The organism is Microbacterium sp. NPDC087868 (genome assembly GCF_044900755.1).
In the GTDB taxonomy this organism is placed as follows: domain Bacteria; phylum Actinomycetota; class Actinomycetes; order Actinomycetales; family Microbacteriaceae; genus Microbacterium; species Microbacterium galbinum.
This window is the reverse complement of the sequence record NZ_JBJDNO010000002.1, coordinates 509,852-523,722: the sequence shown is the minus strand read 5'-3', so window position 1 is coordinate 523,722 and position 13,871 is coordinate 509,852. Positions and strand designations below refer to the sequence as shown.

Below are 13,871 nucleotides of genomic sequence, written 5' to 3'. Positions count from 1 at the left end.
GGCCGTCGTCGAGTGATGCGCACCCAGATAGATGCGGATCCCCCCGATTGCTCCGACGAGGATGGGAGGCCGTCGGAGCCACGCCAGAGGCGCTATATGCAAGACGATCTCGGTGCCGGAATCTGTCGGTCGCAGGGCGGATCTCGTGGCCAGTCGGTATCACACAGGATCGCCGGCGACTCGGGGTCGCGTCGCGGCAAGAGAGAGCGACCAGGCGACTTCGCACCTCAGTTGCCCGGTCTGTTGGAACAGTCGAACCTGATGGGTGCCCGCCAGCGCCTGGGCGAGCTCGTCACGGTCAGCGGGAACGAATCCCAGGCTTTGCCAGAACGGGCCCGACCGGCGACTGAACAGCCACGCTCTGCGTGCGCCCTCCTCGGCCGCATGCTCGAGCGCGAAGCTCGCCAGCGCTCTGCCTCGACCACGTGCCCGTTGGGTGGGGGCGACGGCGACGCTCCGGATCAACGCATCGCGACCGTCAGCGCTGATCTCGAATCCCGTGCTGCCAACGATCGCACCCGAAGTACCCCACACGACGGTGGTCAGCCCTGACACAGGCGCCTCCTCTCGGGGTACGCGAAGCCACGGGCCCGCCGGGGCCGGACGCGAGTCCGACCCCGGCGGGCTCGTGAGCGGATCAGGCGGTCTCTTCCTCGCGGCGACGACGGAGCGTCAGCACGAGACCGAGAGCCAGGGCGGCGAGAGCGGCGATCGAGACGCCGATGCCGGCCATCGTGCCACCGGTGATCGCGAGGCCACCGGCGGGAGGAGTGGTTCCTCCGCCCGCTGCCGGCGGCACCGGGATGTCACCGCACGCCTTGTCGGTGACGGTGGTGCCGTCGACCGTGAGCTCGGCTTCGTTCACGAACCCGCCGCCGTTCTCGGTGGTCGTGGTCGTGCACTCCGCCTCGACGACCGTGATGGTCGTGGCGATCGTGGTCTCGATGACCACACGGTAGGTGTGGGTCGCCCCACCTGCCAGCGTCACGTCCGACGCGATGGTCGTGTCTTCCACCCCGTCGTAGTCGGGGTTGGTGTCGACCTCACCGGGAGTGATGTTCTCGACCTCCACACCGCCGATCTCGACGTCGCCTCCGAAGTCGAGCGCGTCGACCAGGTCGTACACGCCCTCGGCGGTGCCGTTGTTGATCACGTCGAGCTCGTAGGTCACGACCGAGGTGTTGTCGTCGGTGAGCTCGGTGGCTCCGATGTAGCGCTTGTCGAGCACCATGTCGAAGTCCCGGTCGATGATCACGCCCGCATCGAGCGAGAGGTCTTCGGTGTCCTGCCCGAGGGTGAACACCTGCGTGGCGCCGGTGGTCGTGTCGGCATCCGAATCGAGGTTCACGTCGCCCGCGTGCTGCGTCGTGAACGTCGTGTTGGAGTTGAGCCCGTTCGGATCGAAGATCACCTGATACTCACCCGAGGCGAGGTTGCCGAACGAGTAGAACCCGTCGGCGTCGGTGACGGTCTCGAGCGAGACGGGGTTGCCGTCGACGTCGGTTCCGACCAGGCGCACGGGGAAGCCCGCGATGCCCGGCTCGCCCTCGGACTGGAGTCCGTCGGCGTTCACGTCTTCCCACACCAGGTCGCCGACCGTCGACGAGATGATCCGCACGGTGCGGATGGCGGGGCCCACGCCCTGGGTGACGCCGTCGGCGCGACCCGCGGTGACGTTGTTGTAGACGTCGCCGCCGGCGTTGCCGACCGGGGTCATGGCGATGTCGACCTGGAACGGCGTCGCCGGGGTGAAGGCGCCCGCGCGCTGGAAGCGCAGACCCGTCACCTCGTCGTTCGCCGTCGGGCAGTCGGCCGCCGTGCCCGAGCCGGACACCACGTTGCCGGAGATCGCGTCGCACCACACGGTGGCGCCGCCCGCAGCGTTGGATGCGTGCCCGGGGGCGACGTTCAACGAGGCGGATGCCGTGGCCGTGTAGAGGATACGGATGTTGTCACCGGCGACCGCGGTCGCGGAGTCGAGCACCAACTGACCCTCGAAGTCGCTGTTGTTCACACCGTTGGCGGGCAGCACGTCGATCACATCGACGTTGCTGACGTTCTCGGGCGAGTCGACGTTCGCGAAGAACACGCTCCACTGGATGGTGCGCGGAGTGGCGACGCCCTCGGGGTTGACCTCGATGACGGGCTTGTTGACCGTCTTCGCGACCTTGATACCCGTGGGCACGACCAGCTGGATCTGCACGTCGTCGTCGCGCAGGTTCGCCGGGCTGCCGTCGATCGGCGACGCGGCGAGAACCTGGTTGGTGTAGACGCCGTTGCGGGCAGTCGAGATGATCTCTGCCGTCACGATCAGCGGCTCGATCGGCGCACCGATCGGCAACTCACCGAGGTTGAACCGCACGTACTGCCGGTTCGCCGCACAGGCGATCTCCGCATCGGCCGGAGCGCCCATCTGCACGACCTCGGGAGTGATCGCATTCGCACCCTGAACCGTCGAGCCGTACACCTGGTATTCGGGCAGGCAATCCTCGATCTTGACGAGAGCCGGGTTTCCCTCGACCGCGACGGCAGTGGTGAGCGACGGGTTCAGGCGGTATCGGATGTTCGAACCGGAGGTGTACTGCGGAACCGTGTTGTCGACGAACTCACCCGTGGTCAGGTTCTCGACGAACTTCGACACTCGAACGATGCCTTCGCCCTGGATGAGCCGGTCACCGAAGTTGCCTGTGTGGGTGCTCGGGTTGTAGCTCGGAAGTGCGTTCTGACGAGCCGGGTCGGCGATGATCGCCTCCGTGTCCTTCACACCGAGCGCGAGCATCCGCGATGCCCAGTTGCCGATCGGCGCGCTGTCGTCGGAGTCGAGAACTACCTGGCCGATCGCGAACTGGAGCGTAACGTCTCCGAAGGTCGTTCCCACGGGCCACTCGGTGTTGAACGTCACCCGCACGCGGTTGACGCCGGGCCAGACGGTGCGACCTTGATCGTCAACGGAAGGTGCGACCAGCTCTGAGGGGTCGGTCACCCATGTACCCGTCGCACAGTTCGCCTCAGCGCCGGCACCGGCCGCGCCGATGCTGTACTCGACTCGGAGGTTACGGGCGGCAGACACCGCAGTGCCGACGCTGCTCGCAGGCATGGCCACGTTCGACTGCCGAGCGTCGGCGATGTACACCGGGCTACCGTTGCTCGGGTAGTTCGCCGGCTGGTGGCCCGTCCAGTTCGGGTGACCCGCGAGTGCGAGCCTGTCGGAGTCCCAGACGTCGCATGCGATGACCGATCGTGAAAAGTCGGTGCCGCTTCCCGCCGGGGCGCTCTCCGCGATCGAGAGCACACTCTGGACCGACTGCCCCGGCATGACGACGGTGTTGCCGTCCTTGCGCAGCCCCGATCCGGGGGGACCTTGGAACACGCCTCCGCCAGAGAACGCAACTGCGTCCGTGTTGTTGGGCTGACCCCAGATGCCGGTGAAGGCCTTGTCGAAGTTGCCGGTCGCCGACATGGTGATCGCGGCGTCACGCACGTTGTTCGCAGGGTTGTCGACGTTCGGTGTTCCGTCGATGCCCGTCATCTGAACGTTCGAGTACTCGTTGTGAGTGTTGAGCACGTAGTTGCCCGGCGTCGTCGCGCCGAACTCCAGAACGGCCGCTTGCGGCACCTGCACCCGCAGCTCGAACGAGACGACGTAACCGAGTCCGCCACCGAGCGCCGTGCCATTGCCCGTGGTTGAGGGGACCGTCACGGCCGTCGTATCAGCGTTGGTGATCGTGATCACACCGTTCTGCCCCGGCGCACCCGCCGGGCAACTGATGGAACCACTGTCGCGCACAGAGTTCGTCGTATTCGAGTAGGTACCGAGACTGGAACGGGTGTAGGGAATCGACGTACGGAAGCCGCTGCCCGACGTAGTGATCTGGCAGTTTCGGAAGATCGGCGCGTACGCCGCCGTCGCTGCCGCCTCAGAGCCCGCCGATGCGACCATCTGGCCCCAGACCGTCGCACCGTAGAAAGATGCCGGGTTCAGGTTGTCCTCGAACCGCATCGTCGACGACAGCGGCGTCACACCCTTCCCACCGGCGGGCACCGAGATCGTCACCGGGTAGGTGAGATCCCGGCACACGCGAGACGTGTCGTCGACGCACGCCGATGTCGCCTGTCCGAGCGGGCCCTGATTGGCGGCAGCAGCATCCAGCCGCTTCGACAGGTCGAACCGCGGCGCGGCCGACACCGTCTGCGACACGGGCTCGGTCGACACGGCGTCCGGAATCTGGTCACTGGTCACATCGAAGACGACGTCGTCCATCACAGTGCCGTTGGCCACCTCGGGCTTGACCCGCGTGACGAACGGATAGTTGAGCGAGGTGCCACCGGTCTGGTCGTCGAGCACGCAGACGACTTCCTGCGTGGGGTAGGACTGCCACGACGTTCCGGTGATCGGCGGGGTCAGCGCGGGCAGCGTCTGCGGCGTCGCCCCTGAACCCGGCAGGCAGAACGGCGGCAGGCTCACGAGTTCCTGGCCACGCGGAACCGTGAAGCGCACGGTCGGCGTGGTCTGGTCGTCGCCCTCGAAGCGGATGCCGAGGTTGTACGAGATGGTGTCGTTCGTGCGGATGATGTCGTTGTCGGCGCTCGAGTCGTTGCCGGCGGCGTCATCGGCCGAGAACGGCGCGGTTCCCGTCGTCTGACTGATCGTCAGCGCGAGCGTCGCCGCCGCGGACGCCGGAGTGGCGACGAAGAGACCGGCGCACAGCGCGCTCAGCGCCGCTGCCACCCCCATCGTCCTGGTCAAAGTGCGCGTACGCGCGGTCCTACGAGTCATGATGGCCCTTCCCCTAGCCAAGGTGATGCGTAACGTGTGCTCCCCGTGAGCAGAGAACGTCAGATGTCCTCCACACAGTGAGACTTCGGGTAGCGCTCATTATTACGCGAAACTAAGAACTTCGTGTGAATTAATTTGTATCTAAGTGAGTACGGTTTTGGTGCGAACGTGTGCGAGCGTCATCAACGCCTCCGTTGCGGCACCCGACGTCGTGATGATGTCGTCGTAGTGGTGCACGAAGCCGTGACCGTCTTCGATGACGATCGACACTCTGACCTCGTGGTCAGAGAGAGCCTTCGACGAAATCGGCGGCACCTGCCGCTCGAATCGCCCGCGGATCACCGCGGCTCCGCGGGATCCACTGTTGCGGGGCCGTGGTCGAGGGCGAAAAGCAACCGCTCTCGAGTCGGCGAAGAGTCGCGCACACGATGCGGATCCCGCCCCCGTGCGCGAGTCAGCTCATCCCGTACGGGCATGCGGCCGTGCGCCTCTGCATGTGGTGATATGCGTGCTGCCATTCGAGTCCTCCCCCGAGCGATCGACCCGCCTCCCGTCGCCCCCGTGCAGAAGAGCTGGGTGGAGTCGACTTGGGGAGGCGTCTCCACCCAGCTGCCCGGTTCGGGCTCGACACTGGGGAGGGTCGAATGGGGAGAAGGCTCCCCACACTCAGTTGACGGGTCCAGCGACGGAATCTGTCGGTGGCACACGAAATCAGTCGTCGATCATGCCCGTGGAGGCGCCGGTGAGCATCGCCCCACCCTCTGTGCGGCCATCGAAACGGAACTCGTACTCGATCTGCGCGCCCGGGACATGCCCGATGTCGAAGCGCCCACCACCCGGAGAGTCGAGACCGGTCGTGCACGTCACGTCACCGCCCTCGACGAGACAGTCCCATCCGGAGGGAGCCGACACCGACTCGACGTCGACGGACAGGTCGATCCGGAGGAACCCGACCGTCCACGATTCGTCCTCGATGGCGAGCGACATGTCGAACTCGCTGGTCGCATCGTCTACCTGCACGGCCGTCACCGTCAACGAACCCGGCGGGGTCTCGGCGAAGAACCACGTCTTCGTGACGAAGGTCACGACGACCACCGTCATGAGCACGAGCGCCGTCGCGGCGGCCGCGAGCATCGCCGTCGTGCGCGCCCACTCCTGCCAGAACGACCCGGAACCAGCATCGGAAGGAACGTCGGCCGGGACATCGGCGGGAGCATCCGCCGGCATCTCCGGCGCCGAGGCATCCGTCCCGTCGACCGGTTGCTCGCTGGCCTCGGCCGAGCCCGACGGGCCGGCCAGTGCCACTGCTCCCGCGAGCGGCAGTGCGCCGAGCGTCGCGAGCCCGGCGAATCGTTTCCACGACCGACGGCAATACGGGCAGCTGCGGTAGTGGTCGGTCGCCCGGCCGCCCTTCGTGCCCTCGGGGGTGTCGCCCACCGCATCGGGCAGCAGCTGCGCCGCCGCCACGCACTCAGGCCGGGCGTTCTCCTCGAGCAGCAGCCGCAGGGTCGTGCGACGCAGATTCCCCTTCGCCCGGCGCGACAGCGAATAGATCGCGGATGCCGGACGCGCCATGTGCTCTTCGAGGTCGCGCGGCTTGCGCCCCTCGAGCACGGTTGCGACGAGCACACGCTGCTGGTCAGACGGCAACTCGGCGAGCGCCTTGCGCACGATCGCCAGCTCCGACTCGATCTCGAGTTCGCGGATGCGCGGATCGGCGCTCGACGCCGGCTCCTCGACGTTGTCGAGCGGGGCGACCTTCGACCGCGGCGAGCGGAAGTCGTCACGGATGCGATTGCGCATGGTCTGCGCGATGTACGCCGGCACGTTCTCGGTCGGGCCCGTGCCCTGCGACCACTTCGCCAGCACCATCAGCAGCGCATCGCCGAGCAGATCGTCGGCGTCGTGCGTAATGCCGGCGATCCGTTTGGACGTGTGAGTCAACGACGGGAGCACCTGCGCGAAGTACTCGCCCGCGGCATCACGATCTCCCTCCGCCGCCCGAAGCACGAGAGCGTTCAAGTCAGCGGGATCGAGCGAAGGCGCGTCATCGGAATCATTACCGGCGCCGGAACGGGCAGTCGCCGCGTCGGGGGGAAACGCGTCGGTCATCACAATCCTCATCGAGTCGCGGGCGATCGCGGAGCACGTTCGGGTGTGCTGCCGCCGAGCCGCTACGATACACCGGCCGACCGACGAAGAGTGTGAGATTGGGTTTTCACGGGGACGAAATGATCCCGGGTGAGGTCAAGATCGACCGACCGGTCGTCCCTGTCCGCCGCCTTTTCAGCGCGGAGCAGATGCCTCCGTCAAGCCTCGCTTGAGCGCGGCTTCAAGCGCGTCGTAGTCCGCGCCCTCGAAGACGACGGGTTCCGAGAACGTGCGTTCCTTGTTGTTCTTCCCTTCGTAGAGCACGAGCGTCGCCAGGCCGAGCCGATCTTCCTTCGACGTCCAGAACTCGATCTCCACGTTCGTGTGGGATGGCTGCGGGGGGAGAGGAGTGAAGAAGGCGGGATCATGTGTCTGGAATGCGCGCAACAGCGAGTCGTAGACAGCACGCCCTCCCGCGGCCGAACTGTAGTGACGCCTACGAAGAGGATTGCCGGACCGGACGAGCTTCCACACCCGCCCCCAGCGGGCCGCTGCGATGAGAAGCGCGATGACGACCAAAGCGAGGAAGAGCGGTGCCACCAGCGTTCCCAACCGGCGACCGACGGTGCGTCTGGTAGAGCCCGTCTGCTGCGCGGCATCCTCGCGCAGGTCGGCGAAGTTCACGAGCACGTACACGAGAATCACTGCCGCCAGGATCGCGAGGACGAGGAAGATCACCGTCCGCGGCCAGGATCGCTGCCGCACATAGGTTTCGGGCCGACGATTGAACTCCGGATCGAACGCTGCCACGACTTTGCTCCCTCGTCTCCCACCGGGCGCCAGCCCGAGGCTCCCAGATCGGTCGCCATCATCAAGACGAGATCGGCGTCGGAATCAATCGCCGACATCGGACACGAGATCAGATGGCGGAGATGCGCCAGGCCGCGGCGTGCGACTCCCCGGGCTCGATCACCACCAGGTCGACGCCCGAGTTGAAGGCATCGGGAGGGCACGTCATCGGCTCGACGGCGAGGCCGATCCGGTTCGTCTCGGGCAGCGGGGTGTCGGCCGTGTGCACCTGCACCCACGGGCAGCGCTCGTCGAACGTGATCGCGACGCCGTGGCCGTCGGCCGCGAGCACCGTCACCGCGGCGACGCCCGACGGATGCCGCTCGAGAGACGTGAACGCGTGGTCGATGAACGTCTCACCGATCAGCCGCTCCTCACGGAAGTCGAACTCGGGCACCAGCTCGACGGCTTCGACGCGCACCGGGCTCAGGCGATCCTCGGTCACGAGCAGCACCTCGGATGCCGGCAGGCTCAGCGTCCAGGCATCCACCCCACCGTCGCCCGCCCACAGGTACGGGTGCGGTCCCGTGCCCCACGGCGCGGGCACGTCGTCGACGTTCGTCGCGGTCACCGTCTGGGTGAGTCCGTCGATGCCGACCGCGTACTCGGTCTGTACGGTCACGCGGAACGGGTAGCCGTCCTGCGCGGGGATCGTCGCCTCGAGCGTCACCCGATCGGATGCCGTCGCCACCGCGTCCCACTCGGCCCAGGCGAGCAGCCCGTGCAGGGCATGCCCGCGCGCGGGCTCGGTGAGCGCGAGCTGGTGGTCGACACCGCCGAACGAGTATGTGCCGTCGACGACGCGGTTCGGCCACGGGGCGAGGGTCGCTCCGCGGTAGGCGGGGCGCACGGCATCCGCGTCGAAGGGAACGACCAGATCGCGACCCTGGAACGTCAACGCGCGCAGAGAGGCGCCGACGCTCGCGATCGTCGCCTCGTAGCCGTCGGAGAAGATCGTGAACTGGCGGCCGGAACGGGGGGTGGTGGTCATTGGATCCACGTTACTTGTGCGGGCGGGTCACAGGCCCTGGGCGAGGCGGTGGTAGGCCTGGTTCCAGCGCACCTGCTGCTGGAACTCGGGCAGGCGGGTCGTGTCGTCGATCACGAGCAGTTCGACCTCCGCCATCTCGGCGAAGTCGCGGAACGCCTCGATGCCCACGGCCGTCGACATCACGGTGTGGTGCGCGGCTCCGGCGGTGAGCCAGGCGGCGGCGCTGGTCGGGAAGTCGGGCTGCGGCTTCCACACGGCGCGGCCCACGGGGAGTTTCGGCAGCGCCGCGGTCGGCTCGACGTTCTCGACGACGTTGGCCGTGAGGCGGAACCGGTCGCGCATGTCGGACAGCGCCACCACGACCGCCGGGCCCGGGTCGGCCGTGAACACGAGGCGCACCGGGTCGTCCTTGCCGCCGATCCCCAGCGGATGCACCTCGAGCGTCGGCTGTTTCGACGACAGCGACGGTGAGACCTCGAGCATGTGCGCCCCGAGGATCACCTCGTCGCCCGGGGTCATGTCGTAGGTGTAGTCCTCCATCAGGCTCGCGCCGCCGGGCAGACCCGCACCCATCACGTTCGCGACGCGCACGAGCAGCGCGGTCTTCCAGTCGCCCTCGGCGCCGAAGCCGTAGCCCTCGGCCATCAGGCGCTGCACCGCGAGACCCGGCAGCTGCGTCAGCGCACCGAGGTCTTCGAACGAGGTCGTGAACGCACCGAAACCGCCCTCCTCGAGGAACGAGCGCAGTCCGATCTCGATCGCCGCCCCGTCGCGCAAGGACTGGTGGCGCTCGCCCCCGCGACGCAGTTCGGGGGCCACCGCGTAGAGCTCTTCGTACTCGGCGACGAGGGCGTCGATGTCGGCATCCGAGGCGGCGGCGACGGCATCCGCCAGGTCGTTCACGCCCCAGGTGTTGACCTGCACGCCGAAGCGCAGCTCGGCCTCGGTCTTGTCGCCCTCGGTGACCGCGACGAAGCGCATGTTGTCGCCGAACCGGGCCAGCTTCAGCGACCGCGCCGCCGCGAGGCCGGCCGCAGCGCGCTGCCAGGTCGCGAGCTCGGCGCGTACGCGCGGGTCGCTCGCGTGACCGACGATCGTCTTGCGCGGGATGCCGAGGCGCGTCTGGATGTACCCGAACTCGCGGTCGCCGTGCGCGGCCTGGTTGAGGTTCATGAAGTCGAAGTCGATCTCGCTCCACGGCAGCGCCACGTTGTGCTGGGTGTGCAGGTGCGCGAGCGGCTTGCGCAGGCTGTCGAGCCCCGTGATCCACATCTTCGCGGGGCTGAACGTGTGCATCCAGGCGACGACGCCGATCACGCGGTCGTCGGCATTCGCGTCGAGGGCGATGCGGCGGATCGCGTCGGAGTCGGTGAGCACGGGCTTCCAGACGATGCGCACCGGCACGTCGTCGGCCGCGTCGAGGATGCCGGCGATCTCCTGCGACTGCGCGGCGACCTGGGCGAGGGTCTCCGGGCCGTAGAGGTGCTGGCTGCCGGTGAGGAACCAGACCTCGTAGCCGTCGAGCGACGTGGTCAGCGGGGTGCGGGTCATGAGGCGTCCTTCGGGTTCTTGCTGTTTTCCTGCGTGGGCAGGGCGGTGATGGCGGCGGCCTCGATGGCGAGGCCCGCGCGGTAGCGGTCGAGGTAGGCGGCGAACCCGGCGACGTCGGTCGGGTCGGGTTCGGCGGTGGTGACGGATGCCCCGGCGAAGACGGTTTCGTCGAGATAGGCGGCGAGCGTTCGGTCGGCCTGATCGAGGTACGCGGCGAGCACCGCGATTCCCCACGCCCCGCCCTCGGCGGCGAGATCGCCGACGTCGACCGGGGTGTCGAGGGCCGCGGCGATGAAGCGCTGCGCCACACCCGCCGTGCGGAACAGGCCGCCGTGGGCGAACATCCGCTCGATCCGCACGCCGTCGTCGGCGAGGATCCGCATGCCCAGGGCGAGTGTGCCGAAGACGCCGTAGATCTGCGCGCGCATCACGTTCGCGAGGGTGAAGGAGGCATCCGGGGTGCGCACGAAGAGTGGGCGGCCCTGGTCGAGTCCGACCACCGGCTCGCCCGCGAGATGGTTGTAGGCGAGCAGGCCACCGGCATCCGGATCGCCCTGCAGCGCCTCGGCGAACAGGGTGGCGAAGACCTGATCCTCGTCGACGAACTGCCCGTTCGCGACCGTGAACCGGTGGAACAGCGCCGCCCAGGCGCCGAGCTCACTCGCGCCGTTGTTGCAGTGCACCATCGCGACCGTCGCGCCGGCGGGCGTCGTGACGAGGTCGAGCTCTTCGTGCACGGTGGGCAGCGGCTTCTCGAGCACCACCATCGCGAAGATGCTCGTGCCCGCGCTGACGTTGCCGGTGAGCGGGGCGACCGAGTTCGTCGCCACCATGCCGGTGCCCGCGTCGCCCTCCGGCGGGCAGAGCGGAATACCGGGCTGGAGCGCGCCGGTCGGGTCGAGGAGCGCGGCCCCCTCTGGGGTGAGGGCGCCGGCATCCGCCCCCGCCGGGAGCACGGCCGGGAGCAGCGGGCGCAGGTCGCGACCGGTGTGATCGCGGTAGGCCTGGAGCAGGCGCTCGTCGTAGTCGATCGTGGCGGAATCGATCGGGAACATGCCCGAGGCATCCCCCACTCCGAGCACGGTACGACCGGTCAGGCGCTCGTGCACGTAGCCCGCGAGGGTGGTGATCGACGCGACGTCGGCGACGTGGGATTCGCCGTCGAGTGAGGCCTGGTGCAGGTGCGCGACCGACCATCGCTGGGGGATGTTCACGCCCAGAACCTCGGTGAGCTCGGCCGAGGCCTCGCCCGTGCTCGTGTTGCGCCAGGTGCGGAAGGGCACGAGCAGAGTGCCGTCGGCGTCGAAGGCGAGGTAGCCGTGCATCATCGCCGATATCCCGATCGCCCCGAACGAGGAGGGGCGGATGCCGTGGCGCTCCTGCGCGTCGTCGACCAGTGCGGCGTACGCCTCCTGCAGCCCCGACCACACCTCCTCGAGCGGATAGGTCCAGCGGCCGTCGATGAAGCTGTTCTCCCACGTGTGCGACCCGGTCGCCAGCACCTCGGCGGTGTCGGCGTCGATCAGGCAGGCCTTGATGCGGGTCGATCCGAGCTCGATGCCGAGGGCGGTGCGGTTGCGCGCGATGATCTCGGCGTTGGTCCCTGAGCTCCGACGAAGGGTCATCGGCGGGCGTCCGCACTCTGGCCGTACACGTTCTGGTACCGGTCGAACAGACGGTCGATCGCCTCCTGCGGGAGGAGGATCACCGGGCCGGCCTCGCGGGCGTAGTGCACGGTGCGGGCGACGTCTTCGACCATGACCGCGGCCTTCACGGCATCCTTCGCGTCGACGCCGATCGTGAACGGCCCGTGGTTCTGCATCAGCACCGCACGGCTGCGGTGACCGCTGAGCGTCTCGACGATGCCGCGACCGATCGAGTCGTCGCCGATGATCGCGAACGGGCCGACCGGGATCGGGCCGCCGAACTCGTCGGCCATCGCCGTGATGACGCAGGGGATCTCCTCACCGCGCGCCGCCCAGGCGACCGCGAACGTGGAGTGCGTGTGCACGACCCCGCCGACCTCGGGCATGTGGCGGTAGACGTAGGCGTGCGCCGCGGTGTCGCTCGAGGGGCTCCGCTCGCTGCCAGGGACGCCGGGGATCGCGGTGCCGTCGAGATCGCAGAGGATCATGTTCTCGGGCGCGAGATCGTCGTAGCTCACGCCCGAGGGCTTGATCACGAACAGGTCGGCTCCGGGCACACGGCCCGAGACGTTGCCACCGGTCCAGACGACCAGGCCGTTGCGCACGAGTTCGCCGTGCAGGCGGGCGACATCGGCGCGGGTGCGGTCGATCGCCGCCTGGATGTCAGGGGCGTATCGGGGGGCGTCGTCGCTCATGGCACCTCGTCGTGGGTTTGACTGTGACCGGTCACAGTTCGTGTCACGGAGAGCCTACGGCCGGGTCGGTGGCGCGGTCAAGCGGCCGGGCGGCCGCACCTTCGGGAGGAGATCTCACGCAACGGAGGACCGCTTGCGGCATCCGCTCCTGCATTGCGCGTGATCTCCTCCCGCCACGCGCGCCGGGTCCCCGAGAAACGCCTCAGACCGACGGGGCCGCGATCGAGTCGCGCACCACGAGTTCGGGCACGATCGACTCCGCGGATGCTGCGGCATCCCCCGCGATCACCGCCGAGACCGCCCGCCGTGCGAGCTCGTCGAAGTCCTGCCGCACCGTCGTCAACCGCGGCCAGGCGTACGCCGCCTCCGGCAGATCATCGAAGCCGACGACGCTGATCTCCCCCGGCACCGCGACCCCTGCCGCGTGCAGCGCGCCGATCAGGCCGAGCGCCATCTGGTCGTTCGCGGCGAACACCGCCGTGGCTCCGGCGTCGCGCAGCGCCTGCGCCGCCTCGAACCCGGCGCGCGCCGTCCAGTCTCCGACCACGGTGAGCACGGACTCCAGCCCCCGGGCCGCGAGCTCGGCCGCGAACCCCTCGGCACGCGACTCCGCCTCGAGCCAGTCGGCGGGTCCGGCGAGGTGGGCGATGCGAGTGTGCCCGGCATCCGCCAGCGCCCCCACCGCCAACCGCGCACCGGCGACCTGGTCGACGCCGACCCCGCGCGCATCGTGGCCGGCCGAGTGGAGGGTCACGATCGGAACGCCGACCGTGACGGTGTCGAGCATCCGCAACGTGCGGGCGTGCGGGGCGACGACGAGGATCCCCTCGACCCCCTGGGCGACGAGGTGATCGACCGCGGCCGACACCGACGCCGCGTCATCGGCATCCGCGAAGGCCGCGCTCACCCAGTACCCGGCGGCGCGGGCGGATGCCTCGATCGCCGCGATGCTGCGCGAGGGACCGAACTGCAGGGCGTCGGAGGCGAGGATCCCGAGCGTGCGCGACCGGCGCGTGCCCAGGGCGCGGGCGGCGTTGTTCATGCGATAGCCGAGCTCGCCCATCGCCTTCTCGACCCGCTCGCGCGTGGCGTCGGCGACATCCGGATGCTCGTTCAGCACCCGCGAGACGGTCTGCCGAGACACTCCGGCGAGCGCGGCGACATCGCGCACTCCGACCGGCCGCCCACTGTTGTCCACCACGTCGAGGAGTCTAGGCGGCGCGGCATCCCCTCCCTAACTCAGGACACTCGGGCCGAAACGCATCCGAAAG

General features: G+C 68.6%; 10 protein-coding genes. All 10 read right to left on the bottom strand.

The features are described from left to right. Positions 1 to 159: 159 nt before the first annotated feature. Positions 160 to 555: a GNAT family N-acetyltransferase gene (locus tag ACI2JZ_RS07990; RefSeq protein ID WP_404597135.1), complete on the bottom strand. Its 396-nt coding sequence runs from the start codon at positions 553 to 555 to the stop codon at positions 160 to 162. Positions 556 to 637: 82 nt separating this feature from the next. Beyond that, complete coding sequence (locus ACI2JZ_RS07985) at positions 638 to 4,729, bottom strand: SdrD B-like domain-containing protein (RefSeq protein ID WP_404597134.1); 4,092 nt, start codon at positions 4,727 to 4,729, stop codon at positions 638 to 640. A 189-nt stretch (positions 4,730 to 4,918) separates the two neighbouring features. Next, positions 4,919 to 5,047 carry a hypothetical protein gene (locus ACI2JZ_RS07980; protein ID WP_404597133.1) on the bottom strand — a complete coding sequence of 43 codons (129 nt, stop codon included), beginning with the start codon at positions 5,045 to 5,047 and terminating at the stop codon, positions 4,919 to 4,921. A gap of 441 nt (positions 5,048 to 5,488) precedes the next feature. Then, positions 5,489 to 6,889 (bottom strand): RNA polymerase sigma factor, encoded by a 1,401-nt coding sequence (locus ACI2JZ_RS07975; RefSeq protein WP_404597132.1) that lies wholly within the window; start codon positions 6,887 to 6,889, stop codon positions 5,489 to 5,491. A 174-nt stretch (positions 6,890 to 7,063) separates the two neighbouring features. Next, positions 7,064 to 7,678: a hypothetical protein gene (locus ACI2JZ_RS07970; protein ID WP_404597131.1), complete on the bottom strand. Its 615-nt coding sequence runs from the start codon at positions 7,676 to 7,678 to the stop codon at positions 7,064 to 7,066. A gap of 109 nt (positions 7,679 to 7,787) precedes the next feature. Then, positions 7,788 to 8,708 carry an aldose 1-epimerase family protein gene (locus tag ACI2JZ_RS07965; RefSeq protein WP_404597130.1) on the bottom strand — a complete coding sequence of 307 codons (921 nt, stop codon included), beginning with the start codon at positions 8,706 to 8,708 and terminating at the stop codon, positions 7,788 to 7,790. A 27-nt stretch (positions 8,709 to 8,735) separates the two neighbouring features. Then, a complete protein-coding gene (araA, locus tag ACI2JZ_RS07960; RefSeq protein WP_404597129.1) occupies positions 8,736 to 10,259 on the bottom strand; it encodes an L-arabinose isomerase in 1,524 nt (507 codons plus the stop codon). After that, positions 10,256 to 11,884: a xylulokinase gene (locus ACI2JZ_RS07955; RefSeq protein ID WP_404597128.1), complete on the bottom strand. Its 1,629-nt coding sequence runs from the start codon at positions 11,882 to 11,884 to the stop codon at positions 10,256 to 10,258. Before ACI2JZ_RS07955 ends, araA begins: the two co-directional genes overlap by 4 nt. Further along, positions 11,881 to 12,600 carry an L-ribulose-5-phosphate 4-epimerase gene (locus ACI2JZ_RS07950; protein WP_404597127.1) on the bottom strand — a complete coding sequence of 240 codons (720 nt, stop codon included), beginning with the start codon at positions 12,598 to 12,600 and terminating at the stop codon, positions 11,881 to 11,883. The genes ACI2JZ_RS07955 and ACI2JZ_RS07950 overlap by 4 nt, the downstream gene beginning before the upstream one ends. A gap of 202 nt (positions 12,601 to 12,802) precedes the next feature. Then, positions 12,803 to 13,801, bottom strand: a complete 999-nt coding sequence (locus ACI2JZ_RS07945; protein WP_404597126.1) for a LacI family DNA-binding transcriptional regulator — start codon at positions 13,799 to 13,801, stop codon at positions 12,803 to 12,805. Positions 13,802 to 13,871: the final 70 nt, after the last annotated feature.